This window comes from Echinicola vietnamensis DSM 17526 (genome assembly GCF_000325705.1).
Taxonomy (GTDB): domain Bacteria; phylum Bacteroidota; class Bacteroidia; order Cytophagales; family Cyclobacteriaceae; genus Echinicola; species Echinicola vietnamensis.
The window spans coordinates 594,442-610,980 of sequence record NC_019904.1 but is presented as its reverse complement, the minus strand read 5'-3'; the positions used below and the strand labels follow the sequence as shown (position 1 = coordinate 610,980).

Annotated in this window: 14 protein-coding genes and 2 tRNA genes; 11 read left to right on the top strand and 5 right to left on the bottom strand. The window is 43.8% G+C overall.

Annotation, left to right across the window (positions count from 1 at the left end; all coding sequences use genetic code 11):
* Nucleotides 1-86 precede the first annotated feature (86 nt).
* Entirely contained in the window at nt 87-2,600 is a 2,514-nt protein-coding gene (locus ECHVI_RS02635) for a Kelch repeat-containing protein (RefSeq protein ID WP_015264389.1), read from the bottom strand.
* A 473-nt stretch (nt 2,601-3,073) separates the two neighbouring features.
* Between ECHVI_RS02635 and ECHVI_RS02630 the strand changes: the two genes are divergently transcribed.
* The 4 genes from ECHVI_RS02630 (at nt 3,074) to ECHVI_RS02615 (ending at nt 9,382) form a co-directional block, all read left to right on the top strand.
* On the top strand, nt 3,074-3,481 hold the full coding sequence (locus tag ECHVI_RS02630) for a hypothetical protein (protein ID WP_015264388.1): 408 nt from the start codon (nt 3,074-3,076) through the stop codon (nt 3,479-3,481).
* Nucleotides 3,482-3,673: 192 nt separating this feature from the next.
* Nucleotides 3,674-4,765, top strand: coding sequence for an efflux RND transporter periplasmic adaptor subunit (locus ECHVI_RS02625; RefSeq protein ID WP_015264387.1), 1,092 nt, complete (start codon nt 3,674-3,676; stop codon nt 4,763-4,765).
* A gap of 26 nt (nt 4,766-4,791) precedes the next feature.
* Nucleotides 4,792-7,956 (top strand): efflux RND transporter permease subunit, encoded by a 3,165-nt coding sequence (locus tag ECHVI_RS02620; protein WP_015264386.1) that lies wholly within the window; start codon nt 4,792-4,794, stop codon nt 7,954-7,956.
* On the top strand, nt 7,949-9,382 hold the full coding sequence (locus ECHVI_RS02615) for a TolC family protein (RefSeq protein ID WP_015264385.1): 1,434 nt from the start codon (nt 7,949-7,951) through the stop codon (nt 9,380-9,382). The genes ECHVI_RS02620 and ECHVI_RS02615 overlap by 8 nt, the downstream gene beginning before the upstream one ends.
* A 219-nt stretch (nt 9,383-9,601) precedes the next feature.
* Here the strand turns inward: ECHVI_RS02615 and ECHVI_RS02610 are convergent, their stop codons facing one another.
* The 4 genes from ECHVI_RS02610 to ECHVI_RS02595 form a co-directional block, all read right to left on the bottom strand.
* A complete protein-coding gene (locus ECHVI_RS02610; RefSeq protein WP_041738271.1) occupies nt 9,602-9,979 on the bottom strand; it encodes a DUF3037 domain-containing protein in 378 nt (125 codons plus the stop codon).
* On the bottom strand, nt 9,957-10,751 hold the full coding sequence (locus ECHVI_RS02605) for a HipA family kinase (RefSeq protein ID WP_015264383.1): 795 nt from the start codon (nt 10,749-10,751) through the stop codon (nt 9,957-9,959). The genes ECHVI_RS02610 and ECHVI_RS02605 overlap by 23 nt, the downstream gene beginning before the upstream one ends.
* A 116-nt stretch (nt 10,752-10,867) precedes the next feature.
* A complete protein-coding gene (locus ECHVI_RS02600) occupies nt 10,868-11,548 on the bottom strand; it encodes a hypothetical protein (protein WP_015264382.1) in 681 nt (226 codons plus the stop codon).
* A gap of 77 nt (nt 11,549-11,625) precedes the next feature.
* Entirely contained in the window at nt 11,626-12,195 is a 570-nt protein-coding gene (locus tag ECHVI_RS02595) for a hypothetical protein (protein ID WP_015264381.1), read from the bottom strand.
* 234 nt (nt 12,196-12,429) lie between these two features.
* Between ECHVI_RS02595 and amaB the strand changes: the two genes are divergently transcribed.
* From amaB to ECHVI_RS02550, 7 genes are all read left to right on the top strand, one after another.
* Nucleotides 12,430-13,974: an L-piperidine-6-carboxylate dehydrogenase gene (gene amaB / locus ECHVI_RS02590; protein WP_015264380.1), complete on the top strand. Its 1,545-nt coding sequence runs from the start codon at nt 12,430-12,432 to the stop codon at nt 13,972-13,974.
* A gap of 269 nt (nt 13,975-14,243) precedes the next feature.
* Nucleotides 14,244-14,318 (top strand) — tRNA-Val (locus ECHVI_RS02580).
* Between the two features lie 51 nt (nt 14,319-14,369).
* Nucleotides 14,370-14,444, top strand: a tRNA-Val gene (locus ECHVI_RS02575).
* A gap of 45 nt (nt 14,445-14,489) precedes the next feature.
* Entirely contained in the window at nt 14,490-14,744 is a 255-nt protein-coding gene (locus ECHVI_RS02570) for a GIY-YIG nuclease family protein (protein WP_015264379.1), read from the top strand.
* A 130-nt stretch (nt 14,745-14,874) separates the two neighbouring features.
* Complete coding sequence (locus ECHVI_RS02565) at nt 14,875-15,129, top strand: GIY-YIG nuclease family protein (protein ID WP_015264379.1); 255 nt, start codon at nt 14,875-14,877, stop codon at nt 15,127-15,129.
* Nucleotides 15,130-15,260: 131 nt separating this feature from the next.
* A complete protein-coding gene (locus ECHVI_RS02555) occupies nt 15,261-15,509 on the top strand; it encodes a GIY-YIG nuclease family protein (RefSeq protein WP_015264378.1) in 249 nt (82 codons plus the stop codon).
* A 339-nt stretch (nt 15,510-15,848) separates the two neighbouring features.
* The gene (locus ECHVI_RS02550; protein WP_015264376.1) at nt 15,849-16,523 is read left to right on the top strand and encodes a hypothetical protein; all 675 of its coding nucleotides are present in this window, start codon (nt 15,849-15,851) and stop codon (nt 16,521-16,523) included.
* Nucleotides 16,524-16,539: the final 16 nt, after the last annotated feature.

Genomic DNA, 16,539 nt, shown 5'->3' with positions numbered 1-16,539 from the left:
GATTTTGTCATACAAGCCTAAAGGCGCCCAGCAGACCATATACCTCACCACACTGTTTAGCAGTGATACTTAAAATAGACCGCTGGTTAAGAAATAATGCTTTGATAAGAGCGATGAAAATCCTTGCCGGTGGCATGTTTGTATTCGATGCCAAAGGTCCTGTAAGCAAGTTTGGAGTCTTCTATCATATTGAGTTTCTGCATGGCCTTAAGTTGGTAAGCCAATGCTGTTTCATTTAAAGGGTCGATATTGAAAAGGGCTTCTGCCAGTGAAATCGTAGTAGTAAACGATTCGTGGGTGAAGCTCTTTTCCATTTCTAATATCAAGGCCGGCTCTAGTTTTGTCTCCGCTTCTTCTTTGAATAAGTCGAACAAGGGGTCATCCAAGAGATATAGGAATTTTCCCCTCGATACGATTCTGGCAAACTCATCTCTATGTTCATCCATTTTATGAGTAGCGATAAGTTGAAGACACCTTGCATAGTCACAATAAGCCTTTTCATGGAGGATAATTTTGTAGTGTCCCTTTTCATGGACCAATTCAATTCCATTCAGCTCGCCCAAGGTTTTGCGTAGGTTATTGATTGTTACACCACGAGAATTTTTGACCTTGTCCGCAGGTTTATCTGGCCAAAGTAAATTGCTGAGGTGCTGCGAAGTAATCCCGTCTTCCGATAGACTGTATTGGAGGATAAGACAAAACACCTGTTTAAGCTGTGTGCTGAACATGTAAGTGATGTCCTTTCCATTGACATCTCGCACCATAAAGTTGCCGAATAAGTGGATGGAATTGGGCGGTTCGGATTGGGGAGTCCTTGGAGTATGGATTATTTCCACTTCTTCCTTAGGACTTTTAATGGCATCCGTAGATTTTGATTTTAGCTTTTTGTACATCCACCATCCTAAGCAAATTGCTCCGATTCCAAATAGCAATATCCATAGAGGAATTTTGCCCTGTTGTTTTGTTGGGAAATCTGATAACTCCTCCCTAGTAATAGCAGGGAAAGCTAAGGAATATATTTTTAGATCTGAGGATATATCATCTTCAAATTCCTGCACTACGGCATATAGGTTATTGAGTCCTTTATCGAAATAGAGGTTAGCGTTGGTTGTGATTTTGTCAGATCGGATAGGGATGGAATCCCCAAGTATTTCAAAGCTGCCATCCTTTAGGGAGAAGCGATATAGGTGAAGAAAAGAATCGGAGAAATGTTCAGGGTAGCAAAGTGTGTAAAGACTGGAGTCGTTTAAAATTACCATGCCCCGTACAGGAACAACGTTGTCGTTTTTCCATGGTATTTCCCAAAGTTTGGTAACGTGCTTGGTATCCATGTCCACCTGATAGAGGTCATAGTAGTATTTTCTTCCCACGGATTGGTCCCCAGACTCGTTTCCCATGCCACCAAGAATATATAAATTATTTTTTTCAGGTTGGTATCCGACAGAAGAAAAGTAGCGCGGGGTGATGACATCTCCCGTAAACCCCTCATTAAGCTCCCATTCTTTTTTTTTCAAATCAAAGGAAAAGAAATTTTTACTGTACTTCATATTCCCAAAGCCTCCAAAGATGCTGTATCGGGAGGAATCGATAAACGATCCATGGTGATGGAGTTGGGTAGGGAGTTGTTGGTGGCTTTCTTCGGTCCATTGATAGGTGTCTAAGTTAAGACTGGCCACAGTAGGGCCTTGGTATGCGAAGTCATAATACACTTCGTAGGTGTATAATTTGTTTTGGACACTATCGATAAAATTAGTGCCCAAGATGAGTTCTACAGGACATTTTTGATCGAAAATTACGGTTCTTGTGCTACCTGAACGAACATTGTAGGTCCAGAGTGAATCTCGGTTGTAATAGTAAATTTCCTCCTTTTGGGGATTGTAATTTGCTCCGGCTACAGATGCTGATTTAAACGAAGTCAGATGTTTCCAATAATAGGCATAGTTTTTTAGCCAATCTGGATTGATTACGTTGCCATAAGGGGTCCCGTTGATATCGTGGACGATATTACCTTTGTTTTCATATAGTGGAAAATGATATGTTTCCTTTCCGATAATAGATAGGTTTTTGATTGAGAATGCAGGGACATCGATGATGTGATCACTTTTACCGAAAAGAATCTTGGGATGGTAGCTATCTTGAAGTTGTAGGTTTTTGGCGGTAAAAGTTTCATTACCAATGGTAAGCGTGATGGAATCACCGATGAGGTCAAACGAGACTTTCATGTCAAACCATTGCTGGTTAAACAATTGAGCCTTGTCCATTCTGGCTACGATAAGGTTGGTTTTTCCCTCTTCATTGAATTTAAAAACGATATGGTTCCCCTGATTGTCGTAAAATATATTGAATATCCGATTGTTCACTCCGGTTTTGATCCTGAGAATATACCCGATTTCTTCGACGGGACTTAGTGATAAACTGAAGTCGATGTCAAATTGATTTGAAAATTTCGTGTCATGCTCTCCAAAAACAGTATAGGATGTGCGCTGGTTTATTGCTTGTTCGTTTCCATGGAATTTAAGTCCTCCGTTAAATAAAGACTGTAGGAGAATAAAACCAGAAATCAAAGAAGCTAATAAGTACATTTTTGTAAATGCGAACATCGTGGTTTTTTATGGATCAATTGCTTTTAGGGGTAATGGACATAATGATACTAATTGAGCTGTTGCGGAGGTACCGGTGGGTTTCAATATCTTAATACAGTAGCGATTCGAACCTAAATTCAACCTACACCATTATGCTTATCAAAAGTAGAATTTTCGAAAATTTGATACAAATGCTTTACCAATTATGTTCTTTTTTATCCATGGCTCCTTCTTTGTAAGATGATTGAACGATAGTTTTTTTTAAAAATTTCTTATAAGGTTTTTGAATTATTTCAAGAGAAAGGAGGTTGTAAAGACAATCTCTTGCCAACCCCTATGTATTCATTTACGAGGGTAAAGTATGAATTTATTTGTCCGAGAGTGTGAGGTGAGAATGTTGGATACCATACTTTGATTACGCATTCTTCAAAAAGATTTAATACCTCTTCTCTTGACAAGGAGGATTCCTTTGTTTACTTTTGGCTCCAATCATGAAAATGTTGATCAGACTGATATTATCCTTTAGTATTCTGCTTTCGAGTGGGATTGCTCCGCTGTTTTCCACACAGCAGCAGGAGAAGTTTTCTGAGCCAACACCCTATCTTTCAAAAGCTGAAAGCCATTCATCCCTTCATTTGGAGGATATTGTTTTCAAGTCTTCTTTTTCAGGTTTTAAAAAAGGAACCTTTCCCGCGGAAGGAGAAAATATAGAGGAAGAGAGCGAAAGCGCTTCATCTAAAAAGCAAATTGAAAGCGGGAATACCCTAGCGGTACTCTTTTTTGACTATTTACTCGGTGAATCTTCTAGCACCAGCCTTAAAGGCTTTCCTTTTTGTAAGCACTTTTCCCATATTCTATCGAATCGTTGGCACCTATTTATTCAGGTGTTCTTGATATAATACCATACTTTTTATCCATTCGGTATGGCAATAGTCCTATTGCCTGAGATCCCATTTATTACCCTTAATTGCTAAGTACACAATTGCCCAAAATCCTCAGGCATTCTGGGATTCATACGTTCCAGAGTGTTTAGGCGTGACTGCTATTGTCACGCTAAGAACCAAGAAACCAAAACATTTAAAAAAGAAATTATGAGAACGAGTATCCTCATGTTAATGGGCTTGTGTGCGTTGCTTTTGCATACAAGCTGCAACTCCCATGGAGAGGAAAAAGAAGCCCATGTTTATGAGCTACAGGTCACTAGCCCCGTTCGGATGGACACCACCATCATGGAGGACTATGTCTGTCAAATCCACTCCATCAGCCACATTGAAGTACGTGCCCAAGAGCGTGGCTATTTGGAAAAAATCTATGTGGATGAAGGCCAGTTCGTAAAGAAGGGCCAATTATTATTCAAGATCATGCCCAAGCTGTACCAAGCCGAATTTCAACGGGCAAAAGCTGAAGTGAGTTTTGCAGAAATAGAATATCAAAACACCAAATCCCTGGCCGATAGGGATGTCGTTGCCCCTAATGAGCTGGCCATGGCCAAAGCTAAACTGGACAAGGCCAATGCGGAGCTTGCCTTGGCACAAACTCACCTTGATTTTACGGAAATTCGCGCGCCTTTTAATGGGATTATTGATCGGTTCCATGTTAGGGTTGGTAGTTTGATTGATGAGGGAGAATTGTTGACCAATTTATCTGATAACAGTCATATGTGGGTATACTACAATGTGCCGGAAGCGGAGTATTTGGACTATATGTCAAATCTAAAGAAAGACAGTTCGGCCACCATGGTAAACCTGCTGATGGCCAATAATAAAGTGTTTGGCCATCCTGGTAAAGTGGAGACTATCGAAGCGGATTTTAATCACGAGACGGGAAATATTCCTTTTAGGGCAACTTTTCCTAATCCTAACGGGCTGCTGAGACATGGCGAAACGGGCAATATCCAAATGTCCGTGCCCTTTAAAAACGCCATGATCATTCCTCAGAAGACCACCTTTGAGGTATTGGACAAACGTTATGTTTACGTGTTGGACGAAGATCATAAACTGCACGCTAGAGAGATTACGGTAGCGGCAGAAATGCCTCATCTATATGTGATTCAAGATGGATTGGAAGAGAATGATAAGGTGCTGCTGGAGGGCTTGCGACTCGTAAGGGAAAACGATGAAATCCATCCGGAATTCATCGCTCCTGAGGAAGCAATGTCTCAGCTTGGCCTTTACGCGGAATAATTGAGTCTCATCAAAAAAGAGCAGTAATGTTTCAAAAATTCATTCATAGGCCGGTATTCGCTATCGTGATTTCGGTCATCATCGTCTTTGTAGGGACATTGGCAATTAAGAAATTACCGATTTCTCAATTTCCCCAAATTGCACCTACTACCGTAAACGTATTTATCGCTTATCCAGGTGCCAGTGCAGACGTATTGGTAAAGTCAACCCTGATTACACTGGAAAACTCCATCAATGGTGCCCAAGGGATGCGCTATATGGCCACGGATGCTACCAGTGCCGGAGAGGCTACTCTCCGTGTGATCTTTGAGCCAGGCACTGATCCTAACCAGGCCGTAATTCGTGTGAAGACGCGTGTAGACCGCGTCATGCCGCTCTTGCCAGAGCTGGTGCAGCGGGAGGGGGTGATCATCACGCCCATCCAGCCCAGTATGTTGATGTATGTCAACTTATATGGTACGGGCAAGAACATGGACGAAAAATTCCTTTATAATTACGCCAATGTCCACATGATTCCGGAGATCAACAGGATCAAAGGGGTGGCAAAAGCTCAGATTCTGGGTAGCCGGCGGTATGCCATGCGGATATGGCTTAATCCTGACCGTATGAGGGCCTATGACATTTCCGTGGAAGAAGTGATGGAGGCGCTACAAGAGCAAAGTATTGTGGGACGTCCAGGTAGATTGGGACGTAGTTCTGGAATTGAGGCCCAATCGCTGGAATATGTATTGACCTATAAGGGCAGGTATAATGAGCCCGAACAATATGAAAATGTCATCATTCGAGCCAATGCTGAAGGGGAGAGCATCCACTTGAAGGATATTGGTAAGGTAGAGTTGGGTAGTGAGTTTTTTGATATTTATTCCAACTTGGACGGTCATCCTTCTGCGGCGATTGTGCTGAAACAAAACTACGGTAGTAACGCCAGTGACGTGATCGAGACGGTAAAGGAAAAGCTAACCGAGATGAAGGAAACGTTTCCCCCCGGGGTGGATTACAAAATCAGTTATGACGTTTCCAACTTCTTGGACGCTTCCATCGAGCAGGTGATCCATACCTTAAGGGATGCCTTTATTTTGGTGGCTTTGGTGGTGTTTATTTTCTTGGGCGATTGGCGATCGACCTTAATTCCTATTTTGGCGGTGCCGGTTTCATTGATCGGAGCCTTCTTTGTGATCCAGTTCTTTGGACTTTCGATTAACCTGGTGACACTCTTTGCGCTTGTTCTGGCCATTGGTATTGTGGTGGATGATGCCATCGTGGTGGTAGAAGCCGTGCACGCCAAGATGGAGGAGTTCCCCCGTCTCACTCCTTATCAGGCCGTGAAAAGAGTGCTAGGAGAAATCAGTGGAGCCATCATTGCCATTACCATGGTGATGGTGTCAGTATTCTTGCCGATTTCCTTTATGAGTGGGCCTGTCGGGACGTTCTATAGACAGTTTTCCATTACGATGGCCAGTTCCATTGTGATTTCTGCCCTGATTGCATTGACCCTTACACCGGTACTCTGTGCGATGCTGCTGAAAAATCACCATGGCAAAGCGAAAAAGGGCAACCTCCTCACCAAATCACTAGATAAGTTCAACAGTGGTTTTGATAAACTGACCGGGAGGTACGTGGTCTTGCTGAAGCGAATGGTGAGCAGAAGATGGTTGACCTTCGGGATTTTGATTGCGTTTTGTGCGGGGATTTATTTGGAAAATCAAGTGTTACCATCCGGCTTTATTCCTAGCGAAGACCAAGGCACTATTTACGCCATCATCCAGACACCTCCTGGTGCCACACTTGAGCGAACCAACAAGGTCTCCCAAGAGCTACAAAAGATCTGTGAGGAAATTGAAGGAGTGGAATCGGTGTCCTCCTTGGCAGGGTATGAGATCATGACAGAAGGCCGGGGGTCCAATGCCGGTACTTGTCTGATCAACCTGAAAAAATGGTCAGATAGGAAGCATACGGTGAAGGAGATCATGGAAGAACTGGAGGAAGAGTCTAAGGGGCTCGGAGCGGTAATCGAGTTTTTTGAGCCACCTGCAATACCAGGGTTTGGCTCATCGGGCGGTTTCTCCATGAGGCTATTGGACAAGACCACCGATACGGATTATCAGGATTTTGATAAAATCAACAAGCAGTTTATGGATGACCTTAGCAAGCGGAAAGAACTTACCGGGTTGTTTACCTTCTTTGCTGCCAATTACCCCCAATATGAATTGGTAATAGACAATGAGCTGGCGATGCAGAAAGGTGTTTCCATCGGGAAAGCCATGGAAAATCTCAATATTATGATTGGTAGTACTTATGAGCAAGGGTTTATCAAGTTTGGACGATTCTTTAAGGTATATGTCCAGTCCGATCCCAAGTTCAGAAGATTGCCTTCCGATGTATTGAACCTGTATGTGAAAAATGATGAAGGGGAAATGGTGCCTTATTCTGCCTTTATGACCTTGAAGAAAACACAAGGCCCGAATGAGGTGACCCGTTTCAATATGTACAATTCTGCGGCCATCAGGGGACTCCCGGCCAAAGGCTACACTACCGCAGACGCCATCGCTGCGATCAGGGAGGTGGCTGCCCAGACCTTACCTCAGGGATATGATATTGCGTGGGAAGGACTTTCTTATGATGAGTCCAACCGCGGAAATGAGTCCTTATATGTCTTCTTGGTGGTGCTGGTGTTCGTGTATTTTGTACTTGCCGCCCAATACGAGAGCTTTATCATTCCATTGGCTGTCGTGACGTCCCTTCCGGTAGGAGTGTTTGGTTCATTCCTGTTGCTGAAAATGATGGGCTTGGACAATGATATTTATGCCCAGATCGGTCTGATTATGTTGATCGGGCTGTTGGGTAAAAATGCGGTGTTGATTGTGGAGTTTGCCGTTCAGAAACGGCAACAAGGAGCGACGATCCTGGATGCGGCCATTGAAGGGGCTAAAGTCCGGTTCCGTCCGATTCTGATGACTTCCTTTGCCTTTATTGCTGGCTTGATTCCGCTGATCATAGCTACAGGCGCAGGTGCCATCGGTAACCGTACCATTGGTGCTTCTGCCTTGGGCGGGATGTTGTTCGGGACTGTTTTCGGTGTGATCATCGTGCCCGGACTGTATTACATATTCGGCAAACTGGCCGATGGGCGTCACCTGATCAAAGATGAAGACGAAGTTCCATTAACCGAAGAATACGATTATAATGATTAAGAGAATAATATATATATCGCTGGGAGCGGTCTTTATGACATTGGCCATTACGTCCTGTAAAACTCCCTCAGTAGTGGAAAAAACGCCCGATACAGCTGTTCCGGAGCACTTTGATAGTGCTTCGGATACAGCCAATACGGCTCGCGTAAAATGGCAGGATTTCTTTACAGACCCCTACTTGAGTGCCTTGATAGATACGGCGCTGAACAATAATCAGGAACTTAACATTATCCTGCAGGAAATTGCCGTGTCCAAAAATGAAATTCAGGCCAAAAAAGGAGAATACCTACCTTCTGTGGATATCAGGGCCGGCGCTGGTCTGGACAAGGTGGGGCGCTATACCAGTCGCGGTGCCAGTGAAGCCACTACAGATATCGAGCCCGGGAGAGAAATGCCTGAACCATTGCCTGATTTTATGGTGGGTGCTTTTGCTTCTTGGGAAGCGGATATTTGGGGCAAGCTGCACAATGCCAAACGGGCAGCAGTGGCACGGTATCTCTCTTCTGTGGAAGGAAAAAATTTCATGGTGACCAATCTGATTGCTGAAATTGCCAATGCTTATTATGAATTACTGGCATTGGACAATCAGCTGGCCATTGTGAAGAGGAATATCAAAATCCAGCACGATGCTTTGGAAATCGTCAAGCTTCAGAAAAGTGCTGCCAAGGCAACAGAGCTGGCGGTGAAGAAGTTTGAAGCAGAGGTATTCCATACCAAAAGCCTGCAATACGATATTCAGCAGAAGATTACGGAAACCGAGAATAAGATCAATTTTCTGGTGGGGAGATTTCCGCAGCCGGTGATTCGGGATTCTGAGGCTTTTATAGACTTGGTGCCGAAGCAGGTGCAAGCAGGACTTCCCGCTCAGCTGCTGGATAATAGGCCGGATATCCGCCAGGCAGAAATGGAGCTGGCAGCGGCTAAATTGGACGTGAAAGTAGCCAAAGCAAGGTTTTACCCTTCATTGGGCATTTCTGCCGGGATAGGTTTCCAAGCATTTAATCCCTCTTACCTGATCAAGACGCCAGAGTCGTTATTATATTCTCTGGCAGGGGACTTGGCTGCACCTTTGATCAATAGAAAAGAAATCAAAGCAACCTACAAAAGTGCCAATTCCAAGCAGATTCAAGCGGTTTACAATTATGAGAAGACCATTTTGAATGCCTATGTGGAGGTAGCCAACCAGCTGGCAAAAATCAAAAACCTGGAAAAGAGCTATGGGCTAAAAGCAAAGGAAGTGGAAGCCTTGACGACCTCCATTAACATCTCGGGAGATCTCTTCAAATCAGCAAGGGCAGATTATATGGAAGTGCTGATGACCCAGCGTGATGCTTTGGAGTCCAAGTTTGATCTGGTGGAAACCAAAATGCAACAAATGAACGCTTTTGTGAATATGTACCAAGCCCTCGGTGGAGGGTGGAATTAATGCATCATTATTGACCTACTAAAATCGGACAGGAGACGCCTGCCGTACACGAAAAACCTTCAGAGCGATGAACTTTGAAGGTTTTTTTATTTCGCTGCTTTGCGGGGGGTAATGGTAACATCGACACCTATTCGGAGTTACATCCTACAAAATACCCTCTCCCAGTGACGGTTTTACCATCAACCACAAGTTTCTGATCTGAAAAGCAGAAAATGAGAGCTAAAGTACATACTCCTTGAATAGGCGCGCTAAAGTATCGTCCAAGTTATGGCTAAATCCGCTATGGGGCCGGGAAGTCTGGATGACCGAGCTTCGTACGGCCGTGAGCCATCGAAAGCGTGAAGCCTTGTCCATAGTAGCGATAGGCCCTTTGGAGCCCTGGCATATTTTTTCAAAGGATGCCAGGTTTTCCTTGATCATGGATACATCTGCTTCTGGGTCTAAAGTTAGGAGCTTTGATTCATTTAAATGCAGCTTGGCCTGTAAGTAGCCGCTTTTTGTACCGCAGATGATTACGCCTACGTTGATGAATTCCTCTCGCTCTACCCTGGGTACGACCCGGATGATGGCGTAGTCATATAACAGCTGTCCTTGCATCTTTTGCTTCTTTGGTGAAATAATCTGCATGGGCATGCCTTAGGTTCAGAAATGATGAATAAACTCCTGCCAGTTCTTCGGCATCTTCGCTTTCCCCGCCTGCGAGCAACCAAGATTTGGGGATCAGGGATACGATTTGTTTGATCTTGTCAGGAGTTAATAGCGGCTTTAAAATTTCATTTGCCTCATCCAGCATGCTTGCTTCAGGCAAAAGTACGTGGTTTTGGATGATAGGGAAGGTGCCTTGGGCATTTCTTTCCCAATTGTTCCAACTGTGATGGAAAAGAAATGCCGCTCCATGGTCGATCAGCCAAAGTTCCCTGTTCCACATCAGCATATTGGTGTTGCGAAAAGTCCTGTCCACATTGGTGATCAGCATGTCCAGCCAAACGATTTTGGACGCCAGAAGAGGGTCTACTTTCATGGCCAGTGGATCGAAGTTGATCGCTTGGGATAAAAAGTGCAGGGCCAGGTTGAGTCCTTGGCTGCCTTTTAGCAGGTCCTGGATTTCTTCATCCCCCTCTGATCGCCCAAAGGCCACGTCCAATTCCGCAAATACCAGTTCGGGAACTTTAAAGCCCAGCAGTCTCGCGATCTCTCCCCCTAAGAGTTCCGCAATCAGGGCCTTTTCCCGCTGGCCTGCTCCCCTGAATTTCAGGGCGTACTTAAAGCCATCGTCCGCTTCGGCGAGGGCCGGTAGAGAGCCGCCTTCCCGGAGGGGCAAAATGTACCGCGTTACCGTAACGGTGCGGAGTGATGGAAGCGTTTTCATATACGGCTTATCTAAACTGAAAATAGGTTAACGGCACTATGAAAGATATATTCTTTTGCCAAGGATATTCCTGTATTCAGGCCTTCAACAAATATATGGCTTTAAGGAAAAATCAACTAATGGTCACGACTTCTTCTAATGCGGGGACTGGGATTATTTTCGATGAACAGGAGCTCATCCATGAAGTGTTGAAATATACGCTCGTGATTTCCGTATTTTCTTTCCATATTGGCCCACGAAGTATTAGTGAATACAAGCTTGTTTTCCCGACTATCCTCATAAATCCATCGGTCAAAAATATCCTTTTGCAAGGAAGCTTTTTGGCTGTTCGATTCATAGATAAGCCCGCCGTCTTTTTCTCTCGTAATGGCAATGCGATGTCCGTTAATGGATTCTTCGTGGGTGATGTTGCCGAAGATGTCTTCGCCTACTTCGAGTTTATAGCTTCTGTTGTCTTCGATGACCAAATTGTTAAAGATATCAATCTCATAGGTGGCTTTGTAGTGGGATTCCCGTCGGTATTGACGAACTAAGTCCATGAGGAACATGTGTTCTTCTCGTTCGTTTTTCAACAAATCGCCATACTCCCAATGAAGGTATTTTTCCTCAAAAGTGATTTTGTTATGCATGTTGTCGCTGAACACTAGATCGTTAAAGACGTTTTTTTCCAAAGTAGCTTTATATTCACCATTTCTGGAGTGGTATTCCAAGTCTCCAAAGAAGTTGCGTTCGATCAGTTGGCCAAAAGCCAATTGTTGCAGCAAGAAAGCGGTAAGTAGTAGGAGGTATCTTTTCATTTTTTGGGGAGTTAAAAATGGATCAATGTGATGCCTGTGTCAAATGTTGTGCCAATGGAACAGGGGGTTTTTCTTGTTCAGTTTTCCACAGCAAATAAGACCGTAAGCTGTGGACCGTCTATGATGTTGGTGCTTGCGTTATTTTCTATCGAAAAGTCTAAGTCCACCATTGAAATGTAATTTCCCGGAGGAATGACCGGGTTAGAGTCCGCTTTGCATAGTGGGTAGGTAGGCGTTATTTCGTCGTCCCAAAACCACGGTGCCCTCAGTGTAATGGATGTACCTTTAGCCAAGACCAATTCTTGTGGGTTTAAGCTAAATTGACACCAAACTCCAGTGATGGGAGTCCCGATACCAAAAATATCGTTTTGGCTGCGAACCGCAAAAGGGTGGTTGTGGAGAAAGGCTGGCTTGATAGTCAGCTGGTCCGAGGTGAGATTGTGAAGTGTCAAAGCAAAGATAATGTTTTCTCCTTGGCGGAAGGAGGTGGCAGGGACAGAATCAATCGAAAGCAGACAGAAATCAACGGCTAATTCATCAAAGGAAGTATTAGCGCAATTTTGAGTGGAAACATTGCTCTGTTCATTGTCCTTAAGGCAGGATGTAAATACCAGCAAAAAAGTGAAAAGGTAAACATAAGGTTTCATGGTAAGCGCGGTTGGTTATTTATCTATACGGTATATGGAGTTGGTTTGCTACATTTGGGGTTGGTGAGGAGGTGGAACTTGGCTATCATCACTCATTTTGAACGGATAAATTTATTTGATAAATGCATAAATAGAGAGGCTTCTTTAATTTCTTCAAATAATTAAATAACTTCTCATCCCATTTGCCAAAATTGGGCTTACAGATAAACACAAATTAGCTAAAACAAAAGGATCATGGCAGGCACATTTGACACAAAAACACTTCTTCAAGACCTCGGGCTGAACGAGGTAAATAAGGGAACTTGGACAGGGGTGGAGTTTATAGATATCAAAGGAGAATGGCTTAGCAGTTACTCTCCGGTGGACGGAAAGGAATTAGGGAAAGTTCAGATGACCACGCGAGAGTCCTATGAGAAAGTCTTGGATCAGGCAGAAAAGGCCTTTAAAGCTTGGCGGAAAGTTCCTGCTCCTCAGCGTGGGGAAGTAGTGCGCCAAATTGGGATTGAGCTCAGGAACAAAAAGTCCCTCCTTGGAAAGCTAGTGTCCTATGAGATGGGGAAATCCTATCAAGAGGGACTGGGTGAGGTACAGGAGATGATTGATATCTGTGATTTTGCCGTAGGCCTTTCCCGGCAGTTGTATGGGCTTACTATGCATTCAGAACGCCCGAGCCATCGTATGTATGAACAGTGGCATCCATTGGGGATTGTAGGAGTGATTTCAGCCTTTAACTTCCCGGTAGCTGTCTGGTCCTGGAACACGATGATCGCGTGGGTGTGTGGAGATGTTTGTGTGTGGAAGCCATCTGAAAAGACTCCTTTGACCTCTGTGGCGTGTCAACTAATCGCTGCTGATGTCTTTAATAGAAACGGTTTTCCTGAAGGGATCACTTCCCTGCTTATTGGGGGTGCCAATGTCGGGGCATTTCTTACCCAAGATCCTAGAGTAGCGCTCATTTCGGCTACCGGCTCTACCCAAATGGGGAAATCTGTTGGGGAGACGGTCGGAGGAAGATTAGGAAAAGTGCTTTTGGAGCTTGGCGGGAACAATGCTATTATCATTACTGAGCATGCTGATTTAGATATTGCTATCCGGGGGGCACTTTTCGGGGCAGTGGGAACCGCTGGCCAACGATGTACCAGTACCCGGAGATTGATCATTCATGAATCAGTGTTTGAAGAAGTAAAAGAAAGGATGGTTGCTGCGTATTCCAAGCTTACCATTGGGAATCCCCTCGATGAGGATAACATTGTCGGCCCGCTCATAGATAAAGATGCAGTGCAGAATTACCTTACCGCTATCGAAAGGGTCAAAGCGGAAGGCGGAAAGGAGGTAGTGGCCGGAGGACTTTTGGAAGGAGAGGAGTATGTTTCGGGTTGCTATGTGAGACCAAGTGTATTTGAAGCAGAAAATCATTTCCAGATCGTCCAGAAAGAGACGTTTGGGCCTATCTTGTATCTTATGAAATATAGTGAATTCGATGAGGCGATTGCCATGCAGAATAATGTGCCGCAAGGGTTGTCTTCTGCTATCATGACCACCAATATGCGGGAAGCAGAGCGCTACCTCTCCAGTGAAGGTTCTGACTGCGGTATTAGCAATGTTAACATTGGTACCTCGGGAGCTGAAATTGGCGGGGCCTTTGGTGGTGAGAAAGAAACTGGAGGTGGTAGAGAGTCTGGTTCGGATGCCTGGAAGGCTTATATGAGAAGACAAACCAACACCATTAACTATAGTACTGATCTTCCACTGGCACAAGGAATTAAATTTGATATTTAACCTGTTATTTCTAGTTAACTTTTTATTCAGAATATCAGCTAGTTACCATATAGCTGATATTTTTTTTATTATATTATTTGCTGCAATAAAAAAAACACCTACCTTTGCAATCCAATTCAACAACAAATGGTTGACGAGTAATGGGAATTTAGCTCAGTTGGTTCAGAGCATCCCGATTTATATCGGGAGCAGTCGGGGTGTCGAATCCCTCAATTCCCACAACGTTTCTTGGAAATGACCAGAAACAAAAAGTGGTTTAAAATATTCTTGGGAATTTAGCTCAGTTGGTTCAGAGCATCTGCCTTACAAGCAGAGGGTCGGGGGTTCGAATCCCTCAATTCCCACAACGTTTCTTGGAAATGACCAGAAACAAAAAGGTGGTTTAAAATATTCTTGGGAATTTAGCTCAGTTGGTTCAGAGCATCTGCCTTACAAGCAGAGGGTCGGGGGTTCGAATCCCTCAATTCCCACAGGAAATCCTTGGTATGTGCCAAGGATTTTTTTATTTTAAATCGATGGTATATTATTTTTATATCCTTTATTCCAGAGAGCTGGACAAGTATTACATAGGCCACACATCATGCCGCCTTGAGGAAAGGCTTCGGCGGCACAATACCAATCACAAAGGATTTACAGGTAGGGTCAATGACTGGCTGGTTCACTATTGTGAAACCAATCAATCAAAAACCGAAGCAGTGGAGCGGGAGCTACAGGTGAAATCCTGGAAGAGTAGGACAAAGCTGGTACAGCTCATCGAGCGCACGGGATAGTGTTGCGCTGGGGTTTAGCTCAGTTGGTTCAGAGCATCCCGATTCACATCGGGAGTGGTCGGGGGTTCGAATCCCTCAATTCCCACAGGAAATCCTTGGTATGTGCCAAGGATTTTTTTATTTTAAATCGATGGTATATTATTTTTATATCCTTTATTCCAGAGAGCTGGACAAGTATTACATAGGCCACACATCATGCCGCCTTGAGGAAAGGCTTCGGCGGCACAATACCAATCACAAAGGATTTACAGGTAGGGTCAATGACTGGCTGGTTCACTATTGTGAAACCAATCAATCAAAAACCGAAGCAGTGGAGCGGGAGCTACAGGTGAAATCCTGGAAGAGTAGGACAAAGCTGGTACAGCTCATCGAGCGCACGGGATAGTGTTGCGCTGGGGTTTAGCTCAGTTGGTTCAGAGCATCCCGATTCACATCGGGAGTGTTCGGGGGTTCGAATCCCTCAATTCCCACAGGAAATCCTTGGTATGTGCCAAGGATTTTTTTTATTTTAAATCGATGGTATATTATTTTTATATACTTTATTCCAGAGAGCTGGACAAGTATTACATAGGCCACACATCATGCCGCCTTGAGGAAAGGCTAAGAAGGCACAATACTAACCACAGCGGATTTACTGGCAGGGCTAATGATTGGGCCATTAGCTACCATGAGATTTATCTGTCAAAATCAGCAGTGAAAGAGCGCGAGTCACAGGTAAAATCATGGAAAAGCAGGAAAAAACTTCTCGAACTTATTAACGGTTAGTTCTAATGCATGTCGGTGGGAGGCGTCCTGAAAATGGTTTATACTTTTAAGTGCGGTATCCGCAATGCGGTTGACACCTAGTTTGGTATATTCTTACATACGGATAACCTCACGAACCGCTCGGATTAATTTTAGTTTTGTGTGTTTCTTGTTTCGGGATTCCCCTTCAGGGATTTTTCGGGTCATAAGTGTTGTAGTTTAGTGGATTAGCTAAAATACTGTTGTTAAATTTAACTATATACCTAAGTGGTGATAAGTTTTTGCGTATGTCATCGCTTAGGGATATTATAATAATTAAGTTTGGGAAGAATAAGAAAATAGGGTTTTGATATAATGGAAATGAAGAATTCAGCTACTTATCTAAATGCTTGGGTGTTTTTATGCCTAATGGTGGTTCTATGTTCTTGTGATAAGGAGGAGGAAGTTCCGGATTATCCGGTTACCATGACTTTTGACACAATTGCTGCGACATCTGACATGCGTGTATATGCAGGAGTGAAATTGCTGGACACTAGGACAGACAGTGCTGTTATTGCTGAGTTTTTGGATCGATATTATAGCATTGGTTCCACTTTTTATAATTCAAGGTTTGAAGAGCCTGGGATGAATTATGGAGCGGGTGCTCAAATTACATTTTTCGCTGATGGTAGGATAAGGTATGCCACAGAGATAACAGAGATGAAAAGGGAGTATGATGCCATTATCATGAAATCCACCGTAACCAATGAAGTGGAGGATTCACCACTGGTAGCAACTGAGTTTTATAAATTCCCCTATGATATCAGTAAAAATGGGCGCTATGATGTGCACCATATCATGTATGGGGATGAACGGTCCGCCTTGGATGTGACGCTGCTATATTATAAGCTCGTGCGTTATAATAAGGATAATAAATTGATGTCTGTTGACTTTGGGACAAGTCATAACGAGTTCAATGAGGATTTTTTGGATACCTTAACGGATCGGGATACCCTTGCTCTTAAATCCTACCGCCTAAAATATTCTGTAAAATAGGTAGTGGTTTTACTGC